Source organism: Streptomyces sp. NPDC051578 (assembly GCF_044454045.1).
Lineage (GTDB): Bacteria > Actinomycetota > Actinomycetes > Streptomycetales > Streptomycetaceae > Streptomyces.
Genome location: NZ_JBITDH010000003.1, coordinates 534,318 through 550,675, shown reverse-complemented (window position 1 = coordinate 550,675; position 16,358 = coordinate 534,318). Strand labels below are relative to the sequence as shown.

At 71.3% G+C, this 16,358-nt stretch carries 15 protein-coding genes; 10 read left to right on the top strand and 5 right to left on the bottom strand.

Features of this window, described 5'->3' with window-relative positions:
* The first annotated feature begins 56 nt into the window (after positions 1 to 56).
* The 4 genes from ACIA6C_RS18645 to ACIA6C_RS18630 all read left to right on the top strand — a co-directional run bounded on the left by ACIA6C_RS18645 (position 57) and on the right by ACIA6C_RS18630 (position 4,516).
* Positions 57 to 1,274 carry a four-carbon acid sugar kinase family protein gene (locus ACIA6C_RS18645; protein ID WP_399277118.1) on the top strand — a complete coding sequence of 406 codons (1,218 nt, stop codon included), beginning with the start codon at positions 57 to 59 and terminating at the stop codon, positions 1,272 to 1,274.
* Positions 1,271 to 2,254 carry a 4-hydroxythreonine-4-phosphate dehydrogenase PdxA gene (pdxA, locus tag ACIA6C_RS18640; RefSeq protein WP_399277116.1) on the top strand — a complete coding sequence of 328 codons (984 nt, stop codon included), beginning with the start codon at positions 1,271 to 1,273 and terminating at the stop codon, positions 2,252 to 2,254. The genes ACIA6C_RS18645 and pdxA overlap by 4 nt, the downstream gene beginning before the upstream one ends.
* A gap of 50 nt (positions 2,255 to 2,304) precedes the next feature.
* Positions 2,305 to 2,976: a HisA/HisF-related TIM barrel protein gene (locus tag ACIA6C_RS18635; protein WP_399277114.1), complete on the top strand. Its 672-nt coding sequence runs from the start codon at positions 2,305 to 2,307 to the stop codon at positions 2,974 to 2,976.
* A 187-nt stretch (positions 2,977 to 3,163) separates the two neighbouring features.
* Positions 3,164 to 4,516: a YihY/virulence factor BrkB family protein gene (locus ACIA6C_RS18630; protein WP_399277112.1), complete on the top strand. Its 1,353-nt coding sequence runs from the start codon at positions 3,164 to 3,166 to the stop codon at positions 4,514 to 4,516.
* Between the two features lie 68 nt (positions 4,517 to 4,584).
* On the opposite strand, the gene ACIA6C_RS18625 is transcribed toward ACIA6C_RS18630, so the two are convergent.
* Both ACIA6C_RS18625 and ACIA6C_RS18620 read right to left on the bottom strand, forming a co-directional pair.
* Positions 4,585 to 6,264, bottom strand: a complete 1,680-nt coding sequence (locus ACIA6C_RS18625) for an amidohydrolase (RefSeq protein WP_399277110.1) — start codon at positions 6,262 to 6,264, stop codon at positions 4,585 to 4,587.
* A gap of 103 nt (positions 6,265 to 6,367) precedes the next feature.
* Entirely contained in the window at positions 6,368 to 7,768 is a 1,401-nt protein-coding gene (locus ACIA6C_RS18620) for a purine-cytosine permease family protein (RefSeq protein WP_399277313.1), read from the bottom strand.
* 246 nt (positions 7,769 to 8,014) lie between these two features.
* On the opposite strand from ACIA6C_RS18620, the gene ACIA6C_RS18615 reads away from it, so the two are divergent.
* Complete coding sequence (locus ACIA6C_RS18615) at positions 8,015 to 8,572, top strand: TetR/AcrR family transcriptional regulator (RefSeq protein WP_399277311.1); 558 nt, start codon at positions 8,015 to 8,017, stop codon at positions 8,570 to 8,572.
* Positions 8,573 to 8,839: 267 nt separating this feature from the next.
* Complete coding sequence (locus ACIA6C_RS18610; protein WP_399277108.1) at positions 8,840 to 10,033, top strand: serine hydrolase domain-containing protein; 1,194 nt, start codon at positions 8,840 to 8,842, stop codon at positions 10,031 to 10,033.
* Positions 10,034 to 10,110: 77 nt separating this feature from the next.
* On the opposite strand, the gene ACIA6C_RS18605 is transcribed toward ACIA6C_RS18610, so the two are convergent.
* A complete protein-coding gene (locus ACIA6C_RS18605; protein WP_399277106.1) occupies positions 10,111 to 11,412 on the bottom strand; it encodes a serine hydrolase domain-containing protein in 1,302 nt (433 codons plus the stop codon).
* Between the two features lie 393 nt (positions 11,413 to 11,805).
* Between ACIA6C_RS18605 and ACIA6C_RS18600 the strand changes: the two genes are divergently transcribed.
* Both ACIA6C_RS18600 and ACIA6C_RS18595 read left to right on the top strand, forming a co-directional pair.
* Positions 11,806 to 12,567, top strand: coding sequence for a maleylpyruvate isomerase family mycothiol-dependent enzyme (locus ACIA6C_RS18600; protein WP_399277104.1), 762 nt, complete (start codon positions 11,806 to 11,808; stop codon positions 12,565 to 12,567).
* A gap of 42 nt (positions 12,568 to 12,609) precedes the next feature.
* On the top strand, positions 12,610 to 12,966 hold the full coding sequence (locus ACIA6C_RS18595; protein ID WP_399277102.1) for a hypothetical protein: 357 nt from the start codon (positions 12,610 to 12,612) through the stop codon (positions 12,964 to 12,966).
* A 159-nt stretch (positions 12,967 to 13,125) separates the two neighbouring features.
* On the opposite strand, the gene ACIA6C_RS18590 is transcribed toward ACIA6C_RS18595, so the two are convergent.
* Together ACIA6C_RS18590 and ACIA6C_RS18585 are read right to left on the bottom strand one after the other, a co-directional pair.
* Positions 13,126 to 13,431 carry a hypothetical protein gene (locus tag ACIA6C_RS18590; RefSeq protein ID WP_399277101.1) on the bottom strand — a complete coding sequence of 102 codons (306 nt, stop codon included), beginning with the start codon at positions 13,429 to 13,431 and terminating at the stop codon, positions 13,126 to 13,128.
* A 143-nt stretch (positions 13,432 to 13,574) separates the two neighbouring features.
* Positions 13,575 to 14,168, bottom strand: coding sequence for an MBL fold metallo-hydrolase (locus tag ACIA6C_RS18585; protein WP_399277099.1), 594 nt, complete (start codon positions 14,166 to 14,168; stop codon positions 13,575 to 13,577).
* Positions 14,169 to 14,259: 91 nt separating this feature from the next.
* On the opposite strand from ACIA6C_RS18585, the gene ACIA6C_RS18580 reads away from it, so the two are divergent.
* A complete protein-coding gene (locus tag ACIA6C_RS18580) occupies positions 14,260 to 15,216 on the top strand; it encodes a GlxA family transcriptional regulator (protein WP_399277097.1) in 957 nt (318 codons plus the stop codon).
* A gap of 328 nt (positions 15,217 to 15,544) precedes the next feature.
* On the top strand, positions 15,545 to 16,309 hold the full coding sequence (locus tag ACIA6C_RS18575) for a CAP domain-containing protein (protein ID WP_399277095.1): 765 nt from the start codon (positions 15,545 to 15,547) through the stop codon (positions 16,307 to 16,309).
* The last annotated feature ends 49 nt before the right edge of the window (positions 16,310 to 16,358 follow it).

Genomic DNA, 16,358 nt, shown 5'->3' with positions numbered 1-16,358 from the left:
CGGTTTCCGTGACAGCAGTATTGATCTCGTCACCGGACAGCCAACGGAGAGGCATCATGCCCCTGTTCACCGCTCCCCCGTCGAGCATCACCGTCCTTGCCGACGACCTCACCAGCGCCGGGGACGGCGCGGCACCGTTTCGCCGTACCGGCCACCCGGCCCGGATCCTGTTCGGCGAACCGGCCGCCGCCGACCGGTACGCCCCGGGCGTGACCGCCATCGACCTGGGCACCCGGCTGCTGGCGGAGGCGGAAGCCGCGGCACGTATGCGGGACGCGGCGTCGGCATGGGCGGCTGGTGACGTGCTGCTGAAGACGGTGGACTCAACCCTTCGGGGGCACGTGGCCGCCGAGATCCGGGCCGCGCGGGCCGGGTCGGGACGCCGAGCGGCGGTCGTCGCACCCGCCTTCCCGGCGCAGGGCCGGGTGACGGCGGCCGGCGTCCAGTACGTCCACGGCGTACCGGTGGACGAGAGCGACTTCGCACACGACCCCGCGCACCCGGTCGCCTCCGCGGACCTGGCGGCGCTGCTTCCGGAGGCGGCGCTGGTCGAGCCGCACCAGGCCGGGGAGCTGCCCCGCCTGATCGCCGAGGGCGGCCTGATCGTCTCTTCGGCCTCGCGGGACGAGGACCTCGACCGGTACGTGCAGGCCGTGACCCGTCTCGACACGGCGCTGTGGGTCGGCTCTCCAGGTCTCGCCGCGGCCCTCGCCCGACGCTGTGCGCGCCGGGTCGCCGAACCCGCTCCGGCCCCGGAACCGGCGCGCCGTCCTCTGGTGGTCGTCGGCAGCGCCAACCCCGTCAGCCGCCGGCAGTTGGCGGCCCTTCACTCGGGGGCGGATGCCGACGGGGTGTGCGTCACCGAGGATCCGCGTGCGGCGCTCGCCGCGGCACGGCGTCTGAGTTGCGAAGTACTGACCCTGCGGACCCCTGACGAACGCCACGGCGCAGCCACCGCGAGGGCCCTCGCCGTGTCGCTGGCGGCCACCGTGCACCTCCTGGCCGACGAGAGCGCCGTCGATGCCCTCGTGATCACCGGCGGGGAGACCGCCGCGACGGTGCTCCACGCCCTCGGCGCGACCGGCATCACCCTGATCGACGAACCCGAACCCGGGACCGCCCGCGGCAGGCTACTGGGTCGCTCCGAGCTGCCGCTGCTCGTCAAAGCCGGCGGCTTCGGCGACGACGCCACACTCCTGCGCCTGTGCCGGCTCGCCCGACAGCCCCTCCCCCGACCCCTCACACCGCCCCTCGACAGAAGGCACGACACATGACCCCGATCGCCATCACCATGGGCGACGCCTGCGGCATCGGCCCGGAGATCACCCTCAGGGCCTGCGCCGACCCCCGCCGCACGGTGCCGGTCGTCGTCATCGGCGACCCCGGTGTCCTCGCCCGCGCCGATCTCGCCGCCCGCACGCGGCTGACCGTCCGCGCCATCAGCTCACTCGACCAGGCCACCCACGCCCCCGGCACGGTGGACGTCCTGGCCGCGAGCGATCTCCCCGACGACCTCCCGCAAGGCGCCCTGGACGCCCGCGCCGGCGCCGCTTCCTACGCCTACGTGCGCCGCGCCGTCCGACTCGCCCTCGACAACGACGTACGGGCCGTGGTGACCGCCCCCGTCAACAAGGAAGCCCTGCGCCTCGCCGGTGTCCCCCACCCCGGTCACACCGAGATCCTCGCCGACCTCTCCGGTACCGACGACTACGCCATGATGATGGCCACGGACGAACTGCGCACCGTCCTGGTCACCGTCCACCAGTCCCTGCGCACCGCACTCGACGCGATCACCACCGACCGTGAACTCTCCGTCATCCGCCTCACCCACCGCGCGCTGAGGCGCGGGGGTCTGGCCGCCCCGCGCATCGCGGTGGCCGGCCTCAACCCGCACGCCGGCGAGAACGGACTCTTCGGCCGCGAGGACCTCGACGTCATAGCCCCCGCGATAGGACTGGCGCAGCGCGAGGGCATCCGGGCCAGCGGCCCCTGGCCCGCGGACACCGTCTTCATGAAGGCGCGGGCCGGGCACTTCGACGCCGTCGTCGCCCAGTACCACGACCAGGGCTTGATCCCCGTCAAGTACCTGGGCATCGAACACGGCGTCAACATCACCATCGGCCTGCCGTTCGTCCGCACCAGCGTCGACCACGGCACCGCCTTCGACATCGCCGGCCTCGGCAAAGCCGACCACACCAGCCTGCTCAACGCGCTGCGCCGGGCCGACGAGCTGTCGGCTCCCGGCCGTCCCTGATCCCGCAAGGCACCGTTCGCTCGCCCGCACCCCGAGAAAGCCGCAGGACCATGGACTTCATCTTCATGCTCACCCGCGACGACCGCACCGTCGCCGACTGCCTCGACGTCCTCGACACCATCGAGGGCCTCGGCATCACCCACATCGGCTTCAAGGACGTGGGCGTCGACCGCGACACCCTCTCCCGGCTCCACACCCGACTCAGGGACTCCGGCGCCACCACGTACCTCGAAGTCGTCAGCACCGACCGCGAACAGGCCCTCGCATCAGTGCGCACCGCGGTCGAACTCGGTGTCGACTGGCTCATGGGCGGCACCTGGGCCCAAGAGGCCCTCGGTCTCCTGGACGGCACCCGGATCGGCTACCTGCCGTTCGTCGGCAGGCCGACCGGCCACCCCACCCGCCTCGCCGGAGATCCGCAGCAGATCGCCGCGGACTGCCGGCTCGCCGAAGCGGAGGGCTGCGCCGGAGTCGACCTGCTGGCCTACCGCGCCACCGACGCGGACCCGCTCGACCTGGTCCGCGCCGCCCGCGCCGCGACCGCCGGCCGCCTGGTCGTCGCCGGTTCCATCACCGGCGTCGACCGGATACGGGCCGTCGCGGCAGCCGGAGCCGACGCCTTCACCATCGGCTCCGCCGCGTTCGACGGCTCCCTCCAGCCCCACGCGGGCACCCTCCGCTCGCAACTGGTGCCGGTGCTGCGGACGGTCGACTCCCTGTAGGAGGCCCGCAGAGACCGGTAGAGACCGGTAGAGATGCAGCTGGTTTGCACATGCACCAACCCTTGCGCCGGTGGCCGGCCAGCCTGCGCCTTCTGCCCGTGATCGACTCCCGCCTGGTCGCGCGAGGTCGATCAGGCGCACGATGGTGGAGGGGCCCTCGTCTGCAGGTTTGCCCGGAGGTGGCGTGATGAACCGCGCGGAGGTCGTCGTACGGCGGATCGATCAGTTCCAACAGCGCCACACCGTCGTAGGGCTGCCGTTCGCGGTCATGCAGAAGTTCGGCAACGACCAGGCCGGCGGCAAGGCCACGCTCATCGCCTGGTACGGGATGTTCGCGATCTTCCCTCTGCTGCTGCTGTTCTCGACGATCCTCGGCTTCGTGATCGGTGGGCACCCCGCCCTGGAGCATCGGCTGGTGAACTCGGCGCTGGCCAACTTCCCCGTCCTCGGGAGCCAGTTGCGCAGCTCCGCCCACCCACTGCGCGGCAGCGGCGTGGCGCTGGTCCTGGGCGTGCTCGGCGCGGTCTACGGCACCCAGGGCCTCGGTCAGGCGTCCCTGAACGCGATGAACACCATATGGAACGTCCCCTTCAAGAATTGGCCGGGGTACGTCGGCCGACAGCTGCGGGGTTTCACGGTCCTGGTGCTGCTGGGGCTGGCGATCTTGATGTCCACCACACTCGCCAGCCTCGGTTCCGGGCTCGGGGTACTGGCCGGCCCGTGGACCTGGGCGGTAGCGACGCTGGTCAACTTCGGGGTCTTCCTCGCCGCCTTCACCTTGCTGACCGCGGCCACGGTGCGCGTACGGGACGTCCTGGTCGGCGCGGCGCTCGCCACCGCCTTCTGGCAAGGGCTACAGGCCGCGGGCACCTTCTACGTCCGTCACGCCATAGCCCACGCCAGCGACGTCTACGGCTTCTTCGCGATCGTGATCGGGCTGCTGTCCTGGTTGTACATCGGGGCCCGGCTGACGCTGCTCGCAGCGGAGATCAATGTGGTCCTGCGCTACCGGCTGTGGCCGCGCTCGATGACCCAGCCACCGTTCACCGCGCAGGACAAGGCCGCGTTCGTCCTGCTGGCGAAGATGGAGGAACGCCGTCCGGAGGAAACGGTGGCAGTGACGTTCAGCGCCGAGGCGGACCGGCAGCCGCTGACCGATCCCCCGGGGTCGGACACGGCGTCCGGCCCCGGCCCGGTACCCGGGGCCTACGAAACCGGTGGACCGCCGCAGGAAGAACGGTCCGCCGCCGACGCGACCCTGGCCCGCGAACGGCTGCGGCACACGATGCAGCGCCTGGCCGCCGAAGCCTGCATGCTGGTCACGGCTCCCGAGGCGGTGCGTGTGCACGGGCTGGCGAGCCGGATCACCGAGCTGCAGCGGGCCGCACAAGCGGCCGACCGCGCCGGTGTCCCCCCCGAGGTGATCGCCGCGGAGACCGGACTGGACGCCGCAACCGTTCAGCAGTGGACCGTCGTCGGCCCGCCGGACGACCGCGACCGCGCGGCACCGCAGTGGCGCGGGACCGGCCCTCCGCAGTAGGGCGGCTCGTCACAGGGCCTGCCGAAGGGCGGCCCTGTGAGGGAACGGTCCGCGCCGGAAAGGGTGGGTCAGCGCGGCGATCCGGTAGGAGCGGACCGGCCGGCCCGGTGGACCACCTCCCCGGCGACCACCACCGTCTCCGCCACCGTGCCCGGGATCCGCTCCGGGGCCACGGCCAGGATGTCCCGGGACAGCACCACGAAATCGGCCGCCTTGCCCACCGTCAGTGAACCCCGGTCGTGCTCCAGGAAGTTGGCGTACGCCGAGCCCATCGTGTAGCCGTACACCGCCGTCGCGACGTCCACCGTCTCGGCCGGCTGCCATGGATCGCCGCCGTCCAGCGGGCGGCGCGTGACCGCCGTGTAGATCCCGATCATCGGGTCCATCTCTGCCACGTTCCAGTCGCTGGAGAACGCCAGCACCGCGCCGGCCTCGTGCAGGCTCCGCATCGGCCACGCCTTGTGCCAGCGGCCCTCTCCCACGTTCTCCGCCCAGTCCTGGCCCGGCCCGGCGATCTCCGGCGCGCAGTGCCTCGGCTGCATGCAGGCCACCACGCCGAGCCCGGCGAAGCGCGGCACGTCCGCCGGGTCCAGGCATTCCACGTGCACCACCTGGTGGCGCGCGTCCCTCGGCCCGTTGACCGCGCGGGCGTGCTCCACCGCGTCCAGGACCGTACGGATCCCCCGGTCCCCCGTGGCGTGCACGAAGCACTGGAACCCGCGTGCGTCCAACCGCGCCAGCAGCTCCGCGAACTCCTCCGCCGGGTAGAACGTCTCGCCCCGGTGCGCCCCACAGCCGGTGTACGGCTCCAGCAGCGCGGCCGTGCGCGGCTCGACCACATCGTCGATGTACAGCTTGAGCGGCCCCACTCGCAGGCGGTCCCCCGCGTACGTGCGGGCCGCCGCCTCGAACGCGTCGAGTTCCTCCTCCGTGGTGCCTCGCGGGTGGAACAGCGCCGCCACGATCCGTGAGCGGAGCCGGCCCTCGGCGCGGGCCCGCTCGTACAGCTCCAGGTCGTCCAGGGAGTTCTGCGGCTCCACCACGGTGGTGATACCGAAGCCGATCGCGTCGTCCAGGCTCTTGGCGAGGCGCCCGTACTGCCGGTCAGGCGAGGCCCACGGCACCCCGAGCTCGCGCAGCGCCCGGTGGCCTTCCCGGGAGAGTCCCTTGATCGCGAAGTCCTTGACGAAGCCGGTGGGCTCCCCGGTCTCCGGGTCGACGGCCGCGGTGCCGAAGGGCAGGTCGGTGCGGTCCCTCGCGATCCCCAGCCGACGCATCGCCGCCGTGTTCAGCCAGGCCGTGTGCACGTCGTACGAGAGCACGATCGCCGGGACGTCCCCGGTGACCGGGTCCAGGTCGGCGACGGTGGGCATCCGGCCGCCGGGGATCGCGGAGTAGTCGAAGGCCTCGGCCTCGATCCACGCGGCGTCCGGGTGGGCATCGCGCCAGGCCGCGATCCGGTCGAGGATCGCCTCCAGGGTCCGTACGCCGGCCAGCTGTACGCAGGCAGCGTCGGAGCCGAGCCGGACGTGGTTGTGGGCGTCCACGAAGCCGGGCAGGACCAGCCGGCCGCCCGCCTCGAGCCGCTCGGTGTCCGGGCCGGCCCACGCTGCGGCCTCCGCGTCCGGACCGAGCCAGACGATCCGGCCGTCGGAAACGGCCAGGGCCTCGGCCTCGGGCAGGTCGGGGTCGACGGTGTGGATCCGGGCTCCGGTGAGCAGCAGATCGGCGGGGAAGGGGTGCGGCATGATCGGTGCTCCTGTGCAGAGGGGGCGGACGGGGCGGGTCGGGGGTCGGGGTGGGGCGGCCCGGCGGGGCGGGCGGGTGCGAGGCCTCGGGGGTTCGGCGGACTCAGGCCGCCGGGGCGTACGCCTGGCGCAGCGTCCGCCGGGCCAGGGCCCAGTACGTGAGCGCGGAGACGACCGAGCCGAGCACGGTGAGGTCGGCGCCGCCGAGCGGGGCCACCAGCGGGCCGGTCCACAGCTCGGAGTCGCAGGTCAGCGCGGCGAAGACCAGGCCCGCGAGCAGCGCGGCCAGGCCCGCGGGGTGGCAGCCGGCCCGGTACCAGTAGGCGCCGGCGCTCCCGGCGTGCAGCGCGTCGGAGTCGTAGCGGCAGCGGCGCAGCACCATGTCGGCGAGGAAGACCCCGCCCCAGGGGGCGAACACGATGATCAGCAACGAGAGGAACGAGAGAAGCGAGGTGGTGAAGTCGGTCAGGAAGAGCGCGGCGAGCGATCCGACGGCGGTGACCGCGGCGCTGATGACGATGGCGCGGGCACGGCTCCACGGGATGCCGAGGACCTGGAGGTTCAGGCTGGAGGAGTAGAGGGTGATGATCGAGTTGGTGACGGAGCCGCCGAGGACGAGGGCCAGGAACACCGGCTTGAACCAGGTGGGGAGAAGGCTCTCGGCCCCTGCCACGGCGTCGGTCATGTCGGTCTGGGTGGCGGCGGCGATCCCGGCGACGCCGAGCGCGACGGAGGAGAGGAACCCGCCGAGCGCCCCCATCCAGGTGATCGACCTCAACGAGGTGGTCCGGGGCAGGTAGCGGGTGTAGTCGGCGGGCATCGGCAGGTACGAGAAGGGGCCGGCCAGCATCACGACGAAGGCGAGGCTCCAACCGGACAGGCCGGGGGCGGCGCCGCCGGCCGGGGCGCCGGTCTCGGCGCCGGACAGGAGGAAGACCAGCAGGGCGCCGAAGCCGAGGGCGAGGACGTAGGCCATCCAGCGCTCGGCGAACTGGACGGTGGCGTGGCCCCACATCGCGACGGCGAAGGTGAGCGCGAGGGTGATGCCGAGCGCGAGGGCCCGTACCGCCGTTCCTTCGCCCAAGCCGACTTCGGCGAAGAACACTTCCAGGGCAAGGGTGCCGACCACGGTGTTGACGATGGTGTAGCCGATGCTCACCACCCAGTTCAGGACGCCGGCCGGGAAGTTCCCGCGGACGCCGAAGGCGGCCCGGGAGATGACGAGGGTGGCGGTGCCGGTGCGGATGCCGCTGAGCCCGGCGGCGCTGACAGCGAAGAAGGAGAGTCCGCTGATCACGACGACGGCCGTGGCCTGCCAGAAGGAGAGGCCGAAGGCCACGGCGAGGGCGCCGTTGATCACGTAGGTGAACGTGAGGTTGGAGCCGAACCAGAGCCAGAACAGGTCCTGGGCGCCGCCGTGGCGCTCGGCGTCGGGGATGGGATCGATGCCGTGGGTCTCGACCCGGAACACCTCGTCGACGTCGGCCGTCGTGTCTTGCGCCATGTCCTGCGTCATGTCCTGCGTCGCGTCGTGTTGCGTCATGCGCCGTACCCCTGACTGTGGACCCACTGAATCTTGAATGACGTTCTAAGTTCTTGAATGGCATTCAAGATGCGCCGCCGATCGGGACCACGTCAAGACCCTGTCCGGGATAAGGTCGGGCCACGAAGATCGGGAAGGCGGGAGCAGGTGGCGGCGGGAGCAGCGGGGTCGGCGCGACGGCGCGACGGGCGGATCGCCCAGGAGCGGATGCTGGAAGAGGCCATGGCGGCGATCGCCGAGGGCGGCCTCGCGGAGCTCACCATGTCCGCGCTCGCCGAGCGCCTGGGCACCAGCGGCGGCCACATCCTCTACTACTTCGGCAGCAAGGACCGGCTGCTGCTGGCCGCGCTGCGCTGGAGCGAGGACCAACTCGCGGCGGAACGTGCACAGTTGCTGGAACGACGGGTCACGGCGCACCGCAAGCTCGCGCTGTTCCTGGAGCTCTACCTGCCGCGCGGCCCCCGCGATCCGCGCTGGACGCTGTGGATCGAACTATGGGCCCGCACCGCTTCCAACGAGGAGCTGCGCGCCGCCCAGCAGGAGATGGACGACGGCTGGCAGCGGGACCTGGAGGCCTTGCTCGCCAAGGGCGTGGCCCAGGGACGTTTCACCGCCGGTCTGGACGTGCCCGCCCGCGCGTCGGAGCTGCTCGCCCTGCTGGACGGACTGAGCACCAGGGTGGTCCTCGGACAGCGCGGCGCCGACCGAGCCTCCTCCCTGCGGCACGCCACCTCGGCGGCGGCCCTTCTCGTCCCGCCCGCCTGAAGGGCGTCCCCGGGCGCTCTCGAACAGCGACGCGGGGGTACGGGGGGCCTCGACGAACGGCCAGGGCCGACACCTCCTACGCACGACGCGCCTGACGTACGACGCGCCCGACGTGCGACACGCCCGGCGCGGGGGACCCGTGTGTCCGCCGACCGGACCCGGCCACGCGTGCCGCGCGCCCGCAACACCGGCACGGCTGCTAAGCAGGCGGTACCGGCACGCCCGCACCGGCCGCCGGCCGACTCCGCCCCACACCGGGAGACACCCGTGCCCACCCGTGTACGCCGCTTCCGCACCGGCCTGTCCGCCGTCGCCCTCACCGCCGCCGCGCTCGGCGCGCTCCTCCCGCCCGCGCAGGCGGCGAGCGCGGGTCCGGGCGCCGCAGGAGGGCGCCCGGACCACGACGAACGCCTCCAGCAGCGGCTCGAACGGCTCGTCGCCCAGGACGACGGCCCGCCCGGGGCGATCGCCGTACTCACCAGGGGCGGCCGGACACAGGTGTACACCGCCGGTGTCGGCGACGTCGCCACGGGACGGCGCCCGGACCTCGACGACCACATGCGCATCGCCAGCATCTCGAAGGCGTTCAGCGGGGCCGTGGCCCTCCGGCTGGTCGACGAGAAGGTCCTCTCCCTCGACGACACCATCGGCGAACGGCTGCCCGGCCTGCCCGCCGACTGGCACGCGGTGACCCTGCGCCAGCTCCTCCAGCACACCAGCGGACTGCCCGACTACACGGCCGACCCCGAGTTCCTGAGCATCCTGCAGGCCGACCCCCGCCACCTGTTCGACCCGCGCACCCTCCTCGGCTTCGTCGCGGACGAGCCGTTGCAGTTCCGTCCGGGCACCCTGTACGAGTACTCCAACTCCGACAACATCGCTGTCGCGCTCATGGCCGAGGAGGCCACCGGCCGCCGGTACGAAGACCTGCTCGAGGAACTCGTGTACCGCCCCCTCGGCCTGCGGCAGACCAGCCTGCCCTTGGGCTACCGGCTCCCCCGGCCGTACCTGCACGGCTACGACGTCACCCCGGGCGCCGAACCCGAGGACGTCAGCGAGGTCCTGAGCGCCTCCGGGGTCTGGGCTTCCGGCGGCATCGTCTCCACCCCGAGGGAACTGGGCGTCTTCATTCGCGCGTACGGGGGCCCCGCCCTGCTGTCGGAGAAGACCCGCAAGGAGCAACTCACCTTCCGCCCGGGCGACTCCTCGGAACCGGCGGGCCCGGGCACCAACGCGGCAGGGCTCGCGATCTACCAGTACACCACCCGCTGCGGCGTCCTCTACGGCCACACCGGCAACTTCCCCGGCTACACCCAGCTCGCCGCCACCACCCCGGACGGCACCCGCTCCCTCACGTTTTCCATCAACACCCAGACCAGCAAGAGCAACAAGCCTGCGCTGCTCGCCCGACTGCGCACGGTCCAGGAGGACTTCGCCTGCGCGCTCCTCAAGGACCGCTGAACTCGATCCGGCACGGCACGGAACGGCACGGCACGGCACGGAACGGCACGGAACGGCACGGAACGGCACCATGCAGGCTAGCGTCGGCCGGAAAGGGTGTCCGGGTAGAGCTGGGTGACGACTTTGCCCCAGAGGTCCAGGGCGGTGACGCTCTCCGCGTTGCTGGCGTTGGCCATCACGACGACGCTGGACTTCCGAGAGGGCAGGTAGAAGACCATGGTGCTGTACCCGAAGATGGCTCCGTCGTGCCCGATCCAGTCCCCGATCCGCATGAGGCCCAGCCCGTATTCGAGTGGGACGTCACTGCCGGGATTCGACATGGATGTCCATTCCTGGCGTTCCTTGGCCGTGGCCGGCTTCAGGCCGGCGCCCGTCGCCAGTTCGGGCGCGAGCCTCGTCATGTCCGACACGGTGGACACGACCGCCCCGGCGGTCCAGGGCACCTGCGGGTTGCCGCGTGTCATGTCGACGTGACAGTCGGAACCTGACGGGGAAGGCGAGTTGGTGGACGGGCCTGCGGTGGGGCAGAGCGGCAGCGGGGAGCCGGCCGGGGGCGTGTACCAGTAGCCGTTGGAATAGGGCCGGGGCAGGTTCACGTCGGTGGCCGGGAAAGTGGTGTTCTTGAGGCCGAGATCTTGGATGGTCCGGCTGATGTAGACGTCGGCCGGCTGTCCGGTGACTTTCTGTATCACGACACCCAGCAGGATGTACTCGGAATCCGAGTACACCGTCTTCGTGCCGTGCGGACGGAAGTCCTCGGCATGCCGCTTCATTATCTTGACGGCGTCATCGGGCGTCCACCCGGGCCATAGCGGGTTCTTGGCGTATTGGCCCAGGAATTGTGCGTCGTCCGTGTAGTTGTAGACACCGCCGCGCATTCCGAGGAGGTCATGGAGCGTTATTTTGCTGCCGTTGGGGAAGTCTGCGACGTATTTCCGGATGGTGTCGCTCAGCGAGAGTTTTCCCTGGTCGCCGAGGCGCAGGATCGCTTGCGCGGTCAGCGCCTTGGTGACGCTGGCCGTACGGTAGTGCACGTCGGGCGTCATCCGACGGCCGCCCGCGGCTGCCTTGCCATAGGCTTTCAGGAGGGTTCCGCGGGCCGGGTCCGAGACACTGACGACGACGCCGGTTATCTGATGTCCCAGGCTCTGTCCGGCCGCGGCATCGATCTTCGCGATGTCCGACGGACTGAATTGAGAGATGAAGGAAGCGGGAGCGCCGCGAACCTCAAGCGCTGCCGCTTGGCTTTCGACGCAGACCGTCGCGGTGAAGAGCCCGCAGGCAGCGAGACCGCAGCCGATGGCCCTCGCCCTCGCACGTCGTGAAAACCTGCGTGCGGTCTGCGAGTGCCCTCCCCGAATCAACCGCCGTTCGGGCATGGTCTTGACCCCATCTGCAGAGACGACAGCCTGAATACCGGCATGCTCGCGGTGACTACGACGCCTTCCGCACGCCCCGACCGTGCACGCAGTCCCGAACTGAAATGGTGGCACCGCGCGAGCGGGGCAGCAACAGCGGAAACGGGGTATTCCAGCCCTGGTCGTCGCTGTTCCAAACCGACCCGGTGGCCGCGACGAAGCCCCGCCGGCGGTCTCAGGTTCGCAGTCCTGCGGGGCCCATGGCGGCTACTGGAGCGGGCATGGGCCCCGGTCCCGACGGCTCTGACGCACCCGGCGCCTGCGGATTGGCCCGCCATTGCTTAATGACCTAAACTATACACACCATTAAGCATCGGCGCCCGCCTGGGCAGCACCATCAGAGGAAGGGCATTCATGAATCCCGCCCAGCACGCAGCGGCCGTCGCGGCCGAGACCGCCGAGTTCGTCGCCACGGTCACAGCGGCCGACCTCTCCACCCCGGTGCCGACCTGCCCCGGCTGGACCCTCAAGGACCTCACGCAGCACGTCGGAAGCGTCCACCGCTGGTTCACCGAGCTCCTCCGCCGCCGCATCCAGCAGCCGCCGACCAGCCGCGAGGTCGACCTGCGCCTGCCGGAGCAGCCGGAAGGCCTTCCCGCGTGGCTGGCCGCGAGCGCGAGCGAGGCCGCCGAGGTGTTCGCCGCCACCGACCTCGACGCGCCGATGTGGGCCTGGGGAGTCGACCAGCACGCCCGGTTCTGGGTCCGGCGCATGCTGTTCGAGACTCTGGTCCACCGAGCCGATGCCCAACTCGCACTCGGACTCTCACCGCACATCGACCGCGCACGGGCGGTCGACGGGATCGACGAGTTCCTCACGAACCTGCCGTTCGCTTCTCCCTTCGCGCCGCTGACCGCCCAACTCCGGGCCCCGGACCGGACGGTTCGCTTCACCTGCACGGACGCCGACGGCGACTGGCTGGTCGGCTTGCGCCCCGACGGCTTCGCCCTGGTCTCCGAAGACGACGGTCCCGGCACTGCGGACGCCACGGTCCGGGGAACGGCCGCCGACCTGCTTCTGGTCCTCTACGGCCGCCTGGACCACCAGGACGCCGCCTTCGACCGCCTCGGCGACCCGGACCTCCTCACCCACTGGTTCACCCACTCCGCCTTCTAAAGGCTGTCCCGTAAGGGCTCATGTCCTGGGAAGATGTCCCTGATGGTGAGCACGGAGGAGTGGGAGGGTACACGGCGCCGACTGCACATCGGCCAGCGCGTTTCCGGAAGGGTAGTCCAGGTACCAAGACCTGGCACGATCGGCGTCTTCGTAGACATCGGACTCGTCGTCGGCGGCTTCGTCGACGTGTTGTTGCTGCCGGAAGATGCCGCTCTGTGGCCGACGGAGGGCACCGAGACGGAGTTTGAGGTCTGGTGGGTTGCTGAACGACCCCAGATTCGGCTGAAGCCGGTGGATCCTCGGTTCCGGCGAGAGGACTTCGACGAATGGCTCAGCCGATGGCGACCTGGGTGGCCCCTGGAGCTTGGTCTACCAGTCCTGGTCCGGCCGTTCGCATGACTGCTCCCCGTCGTTGTCGTTGATGTGACGATGGGGCGGGGAGATCCGAACGATGCCGAGTGGGGAGCGGGTTCGCCCGTTCCTGCCGGACGGTTCGGCTCGTGGAAGTCCGTCCCGGTCCTGGCTGTCGCGCGTCGCGAACCTGTACGAGGAACGCGGCTACGCCCCTTTCCGATTCCCGCGGTCGAGCCGGCTCACCATGATGGCCGTGAGCCCGATCAGGAGAATCACACCGCCGATCAGCGTCCCCGCCGGTCGGGTGCCCGAGTCACTGATCACCAGCCCGAAGACCACCTGCCAGCACAGCGCGCAAGCCACCACGAGCTGACCCCATCCGTACAGATGCGGGGAACGGACATGGCGCCGGTTCATGGGAAGCACCCATCCGCGGGACACGGCAGCAACACCGGAGGCAGCGGCGAGCAACGCCAGTAGCACAAGCGGTAGAGCGAGGTACAACTTCATGATCTCTCCCCCGAGGGGCCGGACCCGTGCCCGACGCCCGCGTGATCATGGCACCCCATGCATGGCACGTCCATCGCCCAAGCTCGTGATCGGCGAGTATCGCCGCCCCACACCGGGATCACGGCGAGGGGCGAGACACAGGGTCAGCGCGGCGTGCCGGGCTCGGGCCTGAACGGGCCGCCGTGGCCGGGCACGATCAGGTCTGCAGCGGCCAGCACCCGCAGCCGGGAGGCGCGCAGTACCTCGCGGTCCGGGGCAACCGGGTCGTCCGCCGGGCCGTCGGCGTGCCACCACAGGTCGCCGGCGAAGGCCACTACGCCCGAGTCCGTGCCCGCCAGCAGCGTGATGTCCTCGGGGCTGTGGCCCGGGGTGCGGATCAGCCGCAGCGACGGGGTGAGTTCGTACCCCTCGGCGTCGCGGTTCGTCCAGTGGTCGCCCAGGTACTCCACCTTGTGGTCGTGTACCCGGGCACGACCGAAGAGTCCCACGTTCATGACGTTGTCCGGGTGGTGATGGCTGAGCACCACATCGGTGATGTCGTCGGGGCCGAGCCCCAACTCGGCGAGCGGGCCGAAGATGTGGTCGCGGCTCGCCACCATGCCCGGATCGAAGATCACGTGGCGGTCCCCGTCGGAAACGTAGGAGACGGTGGCGGCGACCCCGGGGCCGGTGGAGCCCACGTAGCCGGTGGTCAGGACCTTGAATGCGGCGGTGCGGCCGAGCGGTGCGTCTGTCATGCCCCCCATCCTGCTGGGAGCGGCGGCAGTTCACGAGCGGCACTGCTGCCACGCATCGCAGGTTTCGTGCCACGTGTGCCACACTGCCCGCATGCCGCCTTTCAAGACCGTCGCCGCGTACGTCCCTCCCGGCGTCGGCATGCTCGCCGTCGGCATCGTCACCGAGGTGTTCGGCCCCCACGGGGCGGCGCTGCCCGGTTTCGACTTCGCCCTGTGCGCCGACCGGCCCGGACCGGTGCCCACGGACCACGGAGTGCCCCTGTCCGTCGCGCACGGACTGGACCGGCTCGCCGACGCCGATCTGGTCATCGCGCTGCCGGGCGCCGAATTCCGCACACCCCCCGCCCCCGCGGTACTCGAAGCGCTGACGACTGCGCACGAGCGCGGTTCGGTGGTCGCGGCCCACTGCGTCGGCGCTTTCGCGCTCGCCGCCGCCGGACTGCTCGACGGCCGCCGGGTGACCACGCACTGGAGGTTCGCCGAACTGCTCGCCGACCGCCACCCGGAGGTCATGGTGGAACCCGATGCGCTCTACATCGACGAGGGAAGCGTCGTGACGGGCGCGGGAGCCGCCGCAGGGTTCGATCTGTGCGTCCACCTCCTGAGGCGGGAGCACGGCGCGTCGCTGGCCAACGCCGTCGCCCGGGACATGGTGCTGCCTTCCCACCGCGAGGGGGGACAGGCCCAGTACCTCGCCGCGCCCGTCCCCGCAGACGGCCAGGACGAGCGGCTCGCCGAAGTCCTCGGCTGGGCCCGCGAGCACCTCCACGAGCCGTTGCCCGTCACGGAGCTCGCCCGCCGCGCCCTGATGAGCAAACGCTCCTTCACCCGCCGCTTCACCGCCGCGACCGGCACCACCCCGCACGCCTGGCTGCGGAGCCTGCGACTGCTCAGGGCCGAGGAACTCCTGGAAACCACCAACCTCCCCATCGAGGAGGTCGCCCGTCGCGTCGGCTACGCGAGCGCGGCCGTCCTGCGCGAACAGTTCGTACGGCGCCGGGGAGTCCCACCCCGCTCCTACCGCCGTGCCTTCACCAGCGCGCCGTAGCCGCCCCGGGGAGCCGCACGTCTTCGACCACGGGGACCGTTCAGCGCGCGCCGCTGCGGACCACGTCGTCATCGATACGAATATCGACCGGATCGGCTTCTCAAGCACGTCCCAGACGTATGGGGATGGTCCGGCTTGTTCCTGAGGTGATCCTGCGGGGTTCCTTAAGGGAACCTGAAGAACGCCTCCACGGCGCCGTCCGCGCTGGTCACGGGCCTAGGCTCGGGTGAACTCCCCTGTTCTCCCTGCCTTGTGAGGTGTCACCGGCATGAGCCCTAGCCGAACTCCCGTCGTCCCGTCCCGTGTCGAGGCGCGGCGGAGGAAGACGGTGCGTACGCGCATCGTGCTGTCGGTCACCGCCGCCGCCGCGGTGGTGGCCGTCGGAGTGGCGGTGGCCGACTCCGACGGTGAGGGCCACCGGGACGCGCGGGCCGACGGGGCCGCGGGCGCGGTGTCGAAGACGGCGGGCGTCGGCGCCGGCAGCCCGGCCGCTACGACGGCTCCTGCTCAGGCCTCCCCAGGCCCCACCGCCTCGGCTACGGGATCCACCGCTCCCGCGACGCCCTCGGCGGCGCAGAGCAGCGCTTCGACCGAGCCGGAGACGCCCAAGGCCGAGAAGGTCACGCCCAAGCCGAAGCCGAAGCCCGCCGGGACCACGGCCGGGGGCTCCGGCGGGTCCGGCGGGACCGGGGGCTCCGGCACCGCCGACAGCGGCACCGACTCCGCGGTGCTGGCCCTCGTCAACAATGAGCGGGCCGCGGCCGGGTGCGGCCCGCTCGCCACCGACTCCGCGCTCACCGCCGCCGCGCGGGCGTACAGCGACACGATGGCCCGTAGCGGCGTCATGTCCCACACCGGTCCGGACGGGTCGACCATGACCAGCCGCGTGGAGGCCGCCGGGTACGGCTGGTCCCGGCTCGGCGAGAACATAGCCCGCGGCCAGGCCGACGCCGACGCGGTCATGAACTCCTGGATGAACAGCCCCGGCCACCGGGCCAACATCCTCAACTGCGCCTTCACGGAGATCGGCATAGGCGTCCACAAGGGCGACGGCGGTCCGTGGTGGACGCAGGACTTCGGTACCCCGAGGTAGGCGCCCCCGCGGTCCCCCGCTCCCGTCGCAGCCCCGTCCTGCGGCCCGT

What these genes read in the sequence shown, in the direction of transcription:
- ACIA6C_RS18595 (WP_399277102.1), top strand. Translation starts at nt 12,610, where the DNA reads ATGGTGAGCACGGAGGAGTGGGAGGGTACACGGCGCCGACTGCACATC.
- ACIA6C_RS18645 (WP_399277118.1), top strand. Translation starts at nt 57, where the DNA reads ATGCCCCTGTTCACCGCTCCCCCGTCGAGCATCACCGTCCTTGCCGAC.
- ACIA6C_RS18635 (WP_399277114.1), top strand. Translation starts at nt 2,305, where the DNA reads ATGGACTTCATCTTCATGCTCACCCGCGACGACCGCACCGTCGCCGAC.
- ACIA6C_RS18585 (WP_399277099.1), bottom strand. Translation starts at nt 14,168, where the DNA reads ATGACAGACGCACCGCTCGGCCGCACCGCCGCATTCAAGGTCCTGACC.
- ACIA6C_RS18625 (WP_399277110.1), bottom strand. Translation starts at nt 6,264, where the DNA reads ATGCCGCACCCCTTCCCCGCCGATCTGCTGCTCACCGGAGCCCGGATC.
- ACIA6C_RS18605 (WP_399277106.1), bottom strand. Translation starts at nt 11,412, where the DNA reads ATGCCCGAACGGCGGTTGATTCGGGGAGGGCACTCGCAGACCGCACGC.
- ACIA6C_RS18630 (WP_399277112.1), top strand. Translation starts at nt 3,164, where the DNA reads ATGAACCGCGCGGAGGTCGTCGTACGGCGGATCGATCAGTTCCAACAG.
- ACIA6C_RS18580 (WP_399277097.1), top strand. Translation starts at nt 14,260, where the DNA reads ATGCCGCCTTTCAAGACCGTCGCCGCGTACGTCCCTCCCGGCGTCGGC.
- ACIA6C_RS18600 (WP_399277104.1), top strand. Translation starts at nt 11,806, where the DNA reads ATGAATCCCGCCCAGCACGCAGCGGCCGTCGCGGCCGAGACCGCCGAG.
- ACIA6C_RS18615 (WP_399277311.1), top strand. Translation starts at nt 8,015, where the DNA reads ATGCTGGAAGAGGCCATGGCGGCGATCGCCGAGGGCGGCCTCGCGGAG.
- ACIA6C_RS18620 (WP_399277313.1), bottom strand. Translation starts at nt 7,768, where the DNA reads ATGGCGCAAGACACGACGGCCGACGTCGACGAGGTGTTCCGGGTCGAG.
- pdxA (WP_399277116.1), top strand. Translation starts at nt 1,271, where the DNA reads ATGACCCCGATCGCCATCACCATGGGCGACGCCTGCGGCATCGGCCCG.
- ACIA6C_RS18590 (WP_399277101.1), bottom strand. Translation starts at nt 13,431, where the DNA reads ATGAAGTTGTACCTCGCTCTACCGCTTGTGCTACTGGCGTTGCTCGCC.